Raw genomic sequence first — 6,472 nt, 5'->3', positions numbered from 1 at the left:
GGGCGACCGGACGATCACGCCGGAATTGGCGGCCTCACTCTCCACCATCTTTGGTGCGCCAGGGGTCCAGCCCGGCTTTCTCGTGCCGCAAGCTGTCGGAGGACCGCTGTTCGTCCCCCAGCACATGGCGCTCGGCGCCTTCGGCCAGAAATAGACTAAGCGCGATGGGATCCGGTTGGATCGCCATCGCGCTTTAAAATCTTGATCGCGCATGATCTTCTCGGACGACCACCGCACACTGTTTCGGATCAGGCGCTGATCCGCTCCACGCTTATCGTCTTGGTCATTCGCCGCGGGTAGGTCCGTGAGTTCTGCGGGCCAATGTCAGACGCACGCCTCGATCGCGACGCTGCCGGCGTACCGAGCGCCGGCGCCGGCGAAAACGCCTCATCATCGACACCTTTCCGCCCTATCTCGTCCGGGATCACGTTCCCGTGAAGGGTGATCGCATGAACGACAGGGTATTGCCCTATCTCATCTCTCTCGGGCTCATCGGCACGGGTGTTGTCTGGATCGCCGCCGCGGCGAACGCCGTGACATCCATGATCTCGATGACGGTGGGGGTCCTGACGATCGCAGTCGGGGCACTGAGTCTTCTGCTCGAATTTCGCAACGGAGCGCAGTAGAGCCCTTCCGGAGGCATGATGCCTCGCACATCACTCCCTCGTCGCGGAATGTTGATCGACGCGCGCCTGGCGATCCGGGCCGCGCCGGGTTCCCGAACGTGTCATATCTGCCGCAGTCGCGGCGAATTCGAGACAACAGGCGCGCGCGGTAATTGTAGCGGAGCGGCTTGCGGAGTAGCTCTGCTGTCGAATCTTGAGAAATACCGATTCTGCTGATCTTACGGAGAAGGACCGTGGTGAAGATTCTGATCGTGACCGGCGCAACGCTCGCTTTCGTGACTGCCGCTGCTGCTGCCGACCTTCCGCACCCACAGCCGGTTTATCAGACCGCCCAAGTCGGCAAGATGCCGATTGGCAAGAGCCCGATCGGCAAGGCTCCCATCGGAAAGTCGCCCGTCGGTAAAGGGCCGGTCGTGACGCGGGCCTACTGACGGATATCGGCTCACGGCTGACTGTCTTGTTGCGAGCGGCAAGAAAGGACAAGGCGTGGCGAATAGACCGATGAGGCTGAGCCCAGGCATCCTTGCGAGCGTCTGCGCGCTCGCTGTTTCGCTCGGTTGCGACATACGACCAGCTTCTGCCGTCGATGCTGACGCCGGTTCTCAGCGCGCCGTTTTCCAGAAGCCGGACAGTCAGAAGCGCACCGCCGAGGCGAATGCGCTGGCGTCGAGCGAGGCGCCGGCGCCTCGTGCGAGCGGACGGCTGGCAGGCGCGCCGGCAAAGGGCCCGTACTATGTCGACTTCAGAGCCCGGACCGCCGCGAGCTGGGGGCACGCTTTCGTCTGGTACGGCAAGACGAGCGAGCGACAGGTCGAGGTCGCCGGACTGACGCCCGCGGGCGACACCCTGGAATATGTGCTCGGCTATTTCACCTGGGTGCCGTCCGAGACCGGCGCAAGCTATGGCGATCTTGATCCGCAATATCTGACCGCGAGCTATCGCGTCTACCTGAACGAGGCCGACGCGAAGCGGGTGTTCGCCCATATCAAGAAGCTGCAGGCGAGTTCGCCGGTCTGGAATGCCGAAACGGCCAATTGCACCGGTTTCATCGGCAGCATCGCGGAGTACATGGGACTGAAAACTCCGACGCGCTGGACACGACCCGAGGAGTACGTCAACAAGCTCAAGGAAATGAATGGCGGACGTCGGATGGTTCAGCTGACGTCAGAGCAATAGCTGCCCTTCGCCATCGAAGGTAACCTCGGCTTTTGAATCAGAGCACGCTCTTGCTGCGTGAATAGATGCTTGCGGACAAGCGAGCCGCTTGAACCTTTGCCAGCGCATGATCCGGAAAAGTGTTCAGCAGTTTTCCGAAGAGATCATGCGCAATCAAGATCCAAAGCGCGATGGCGATTCCGATCGCGCTTGAGTGCAGGGGTTTGCCGAGCGCACCCCCGGGCATGAGCAAGCCGCGATATTCTGTGGATCGGGAGTTGATATCGCCCCTGAGAACGCAGGCGCCGAGATGCTTTCCGGATTTCGCCACGAATCATCCGTCTAATCGACTTGGGAGTTGGCGGGGGCGTACGAGCGTCTGGTCGGCCGATATAAGTATCTTAGTTGAAGGATCACCGCAGAAGGACAACGTAAACAATTTTGGCTGGCGGCGATTTACCCAACCTCTGGACGCGCTTTTTTCCAACCAAAGGAGTTTGTCATGCGAAGTACAGCCGTCAAGGCCTTCGACAGGGACGAGGTCAAGCTCAGTATCGCCGATCAACTCGAAAAGGATATCGCCACGTTGCCGCGTCCTCCGGCGCTGCCGGCCGATGAGGTGCGCAGCTACGCGCCACCTGCGAACCGCACGGTGCCGTTGCCGGACTACGTCACCCATCTCGACGGAGTCAGCGAGATCGGAAAGCTTTCGGCCGAAGCCGTGATCCGCGAATACGAGGCGGCCGCCCGGGAGATCGAGGCCATGGGCCAGGAAACCGCCAAGCGCTGCGAGGCGATCACGGCAAGCGTGGCCGGCATGCTCGAGGACGTAAAGGCCACCGCCGCCCACTTCCGCAAGGAAGCCAAGCGCATCTTCAACGACATCGAGTCCTGCTCGATCATCACCGAGGAGGTGCGGACGACCTGCGATGCCCTGAAGAAGAAGATTGTCGAGTAGCCTCGGTTTGCAGGCAACGCGACATTTGAGCAATCGCGCGTCGTCGGATGAAATGGCGTTAACAAGTCCTTAATGCACCGGTCCTAGAGTCGGAGGGAAGCGACCTACGAAGACATGCTGGAATGGCGAGAACGGCTGCCGCGAAAAATGGCCCGCTCCTCCGCGCCTTCGCGCGGAGTTGTGGCGGCTGGCTGCATGCGCTCGGCCTGGTTTCGCTGCTGCTTGTCCCGGGCGCGCCCGCCGCGGCGCAAGGTGACGCGGCCAGGGCCGAACCGGTCAAGGGCGCGGCGACGTTCTCGGCCGCGGGGGGCTATGCCCGGCTGGTCCTGAAGTTCGCCGACGATGTCACGACCGACGTCGTCAGCGCAGGCCAGATCCTGGTGATCCGCTTCAACCGCGCGGTCGATGTTCCGGTCGAGGCGCTGGGGGACGCGGTGCCCAGCTACGTGTCGTCGGCCCGGCGCGATCCCGACGGCACCGCAATCCGGCTGTCGCTGGTGCGCAGGGTGCGCATCAGCACCATGGCGGCCGGCGAACGGGTGTTCGTCGACATGCTGCCCGAGGGCTGGAGCGGTCCGCCGCCGAGCCTGCCCGCCGATGTCGTGCGCGAACTCGCCGAACGCGCGCGGGCCGCCGAGCGTGCACTCCGCCTGCAACGCGCCGCGGCCGAGGCGCAGAAGCTTCCGCCGATCCGGGTCCGCGCGCTGGTGCAGCCGACCTTCGTCCGCTTCGTGTTCGAGATGCCTGACGGCATCGGCGCGTCGTCGGTGCTGAACGACCAGAAGCTGATCGTCCAATTCTCGGGCATGCTCACCTTCGACCTGGCTGATGCCAAGGTCGCCGCTCCGCCGAACGTCGCCTCGATCGAGCAGAACATCGAGGCCACCACGACTACCGTCGAGATCGCGCTGATCGGCGACGTCAATGTGCACGCGTTCCGCGACGAAAAGAACTACATCGTCGACGTCGCCTTCCAGCAGCCGGACAAGAAGGAGACGCCGGCTCCCGCGGCCGACGCCTCGGACGGCGCAAAGGGGGCCGGCGCGAACAAGGCCAGGGAGAAGGACTCGGCGCTGCATCAGGAGATCACGCCGCCGACCTCCGAGACGATCGCACGCCAGATGAAGACGAGCCCTCAGGACGCGCAGACGCCCGAGGCGAAAGCGGAGGGAGCGCAGGACCACGCGCCGCCGATCAAGGCCGAAGCCAAGTCTGAGACAAAGTCTGAGACGAAGTCTGAGACGAAGGCGGACGCCAAACCCGAAGCAAAATCGGACACCAAGACCGAGGAGCACGCAGGCGTAAAGGCTGAAGCAAAGCCTGAGCCGAAGCCTGAACAGGCCGCGAAGGCCGCGCAGGAAACTCCGAAGGCTGAACCCGCACCCTCGAAGAGCCCGCACGCCGAAAAGGGGCCCGAAACCGCTGAGGCGGCGAAGATGCCGGCCGAGGCCGCGGCGAATGCGTCCGCGGCCGGCCCCGCGGGCAAGGTCGATGCGATCAGGGACAGCGATGGCCTGCGCCTGACATTCTCCTTCGCGTCGGCTACGGCTGCCGCATCGTTCCGTCGCGGCGACACCATTTGGCTGGTGTTCGATGCGGCGCGGCCGTTCGACCTCGAGCCGATCCGCACCAAGGGTGGCGCCATCATCGGCGACGCCGGCCTGGTGCCGCTCGAGAGGGGCCAGGCATTGCGTATCCATCTCAACCGCCCGCTGATGCCGTCGCTCGTCTCGGATGAGCGTGCGAGCGGCTCGCAATGGACGCTGATCCTGGCCGACAAGGTGCAGAACGCGCCCCAGCCGCTCGCGCTGGTTCGCAACATCACCGATCCCGCGCATGCCAATGTCGCGGTGTCGCTGTCTGCTCCGGGCCAGTTGCACCGGCTGGTCGATCCCGATGCCGGCGACACGCTGATGGTGGTGACCGCGCCGCCGCCGATCCGCGGCTTCATCAAGCGGCAGGATTTTGTCGACTTCGCGGTGCTGGAATCCGTGCATGGCGTCGCGATCCGTCCGAACTCGGACGACGTCGCCGTCGAGCTTGGGCCGGACAAGATCATCGTCGGCCGGCCCGGTGGGCTGACGCTGTCGTCGGTCGGCACGGCCAGCGAGCGGGCGCCGACCGCGGTGCGGCCGCTGTTCGACATCGACGACTGGCACAAGAACCAGGAGGAGGGCCTGATACCGCGGCTCGACGCGCTGATCGCGCAGGCCGCGAGCGCCGCGCCCGACCAGCGCTCGCAGGCCAGACTCGAACTCGCCCGCTTCTACATGGCGCGCGGGATGTACCAGGAGGCGCGGGGGGTCACCAACCTCATCATCTCCGACGGCGATCCGCGGACCGATCAGCCCGTCGTGCTGATGATCCACGCGATCGCGAGCATCTTGATGGGGCGGCCCGATCAGGGGCTGAAAGACCTCGCAAGTCCCGCGATCGGCAACAATTACGACTCGCAATTGTGGAAGGGCCTGGCCTTTGCCCGGCAAGGCCGATGGCCGGACGCGCGCGAAAAATTCAAGAATGTCGAGTTCGCGATCGCCGCGCTGCCGCTCGAGCTGCAGCGCGTCGTCACGATGGACGCGATGCGCGCCTCGCTCGAGGTGAAGGATTTTGGCGGCGCCTCGAAGCGGCGCGCCGAGCTCGACGTGGTCGGGGTTCCGCCTGACATGAAGCCGTCCTTCGCGGTGCTGCGCGGCCGCCTTGCCGAGGCGCTCGGCCAGGACATGGACGCGCTCGATGATTACACCTTCGCGATCAAGTCGCCGAACCGGGAGGCGGCCGCGGAAGCCAAGCAGCTCGAGGTCGCGCTGAAACAGCGCCGCAACGAGATCAACCAGACCGAGGCGTTGCATGAGCTCGAAACGCTGGCGGTGACCTGGCGCGGGGATGCGATCGAACTCAGGACACTGCAGATGGTGTCGCAGATCTACAGCGACACCTCGCATTATTTCGAGGCGCTGGCCGCGGCGCGGCAGGCGAGCAAGCTCGCGCCCAATTCCGAGATCTCGCGGCAGGCCCAGGATGCGGCCTCCGACCTGTTCTCCGACATCTTCCTCAGCGCCAAGGGCGACGAGCTGCCGCCGATCGAGGCGCTCAGCCTGTTCTACGAGTACCGCGAGCTGACGCCGATCGGCCGGCGCGGCGACGAGATGATCCGCCGCCTGGCCGAACGCCTCGTCGCAGTCGACCTTTTGGACCAGGCGGCGGAGCTGTTGCAGTACCAGGTCGACAAACGCCTGGAGGGAGCGGCGCGGGCCCAGGTCGCAGCTAGACTTGCGATGGTCTATTTGACCAACCGCAAGCCCGACCGCGCCATCCAGGCGCTGCGCTCGACGCGCATCGCCGATCTCAACGGCGAACTGCGCCAGCAGCGGCTCCTGCTCGAGGCGCGCGCACTGAGCGATGTCGGACGCCATGACCTTGCCCTCGACATCGTCTCCAACATCGGAGGCCGCGAGGCGATCCGGCTGCGCTCGGACATCTACTGGGCGGCACGCCGCTGGCGCGAGGCGTCGGAGCAGATCGAACTGTACTACGGCGACCGTTTCCGCGATTTCAAGCCGCTCAATGCCGACGAGCGCAGCGATGTCCTTCGCGCGGTGGTCGGCTATGCCCTGGCCGAGGATGCCATCGGGCTTGCGCGGTTTCGCGAAAAATATGCGCCGCTGATGACCGCGGAAGCCGACAAGATCGCCTTCGACGTCGCGAGCAAGCCGGCCTCGGGCTCCAGCGC

The 6,472-nt window shown here is 64.8% G+C and carries 5 protein-coding genes; all 5 read left to right on the top strand.

The annotated features are described in order from the left end of the window. The first annotated feature begins 449 nt into the window (after positions 1-449). Positions 450-626, top strand: coding sequence for a hypothetical protein (locus JOZ76_RS37025; protein WP_291706317.1), 177 nt, complete (start codon positions 450-452; stop codon positions 624-626). Positions 627-859: 233 nt separating this feature from the next. Then, the gene (locus JOZ76_RS37020; RefSeq protein WP_291706316.1) at positions 860-1,057 is read left to right on the top strand and encodes a hypothetical protein; all 198 of its coding nucleotides are present in this window, start codon (positions 860-862) and stop codon (positions 1,055-1,057) included. 55 nt (positions 1,058-1,112) lie between these two features. Continuing rightward, positions 1,113-1,802 carry a hypothetical protein gene (locus JOZ76_RS37015; protein ID WP_291706315.1) on the top strand — a complete coding sequence of 230 codons (690 nt, stop codon included), beginning with the start codon at positions 1,113-1,115 and terminating at the stop codon, positions 1,800-1,802. Between the two features lie 481 nt (positions 1,803-2,283). Further along, positions 2,284-2,739 carry a hypothetical protein gene (locus JOZ76_RS37010; protein WP_291706314.1) on the top strand — a complete coding sequence of 152 codons (456 nt, stop codon included), beginning with the start codon at positions 2,284-2,286 and terminating at the stop codon, positions 2,737-2,739. Positions 2,740-2,861: 122 nt separating this feature from the next. After that, positions 2,862-6,472: tetratricopeptide repeat protein (locus JOZ76_RS37005; protein ID WP_291706313.1), on the top strand; the 3,611-nt coding region annotated here is incomplete at its 3' end.

Origin of the sequence: Bradyrhizobium sp., from assembly GCF_019244115.1 — a bacterium.
Lineage (GTDB): Bacteria > Pseudomonadota > Alphaproteobacteria > Rhizobiales > Xanthobacteraceae > Bradyrhizobium.
Note: the sequence above shows the minus strand (reverse complement) of the source record. Positions and strands in the feature narration are given on the sequence as shown.

Bases quoted from the DNA above. Each gene is read 5' to 3' on its own strand.
- JOZ76_RS37010 (WP_291706314.1), top strand. From the start codon at position 2,284: ATGCGAAGTACAGCCGTCAAGGCCTTCGACAGGGACGAGGTCAAGCTC.
- JOZ76_RS37025 (WP_291706317.1), top strand. From the start codon at position 450: ATGAACGACAGGGTATTGCCCTATCTCATCTCTCTCGGGCTCATCGGC.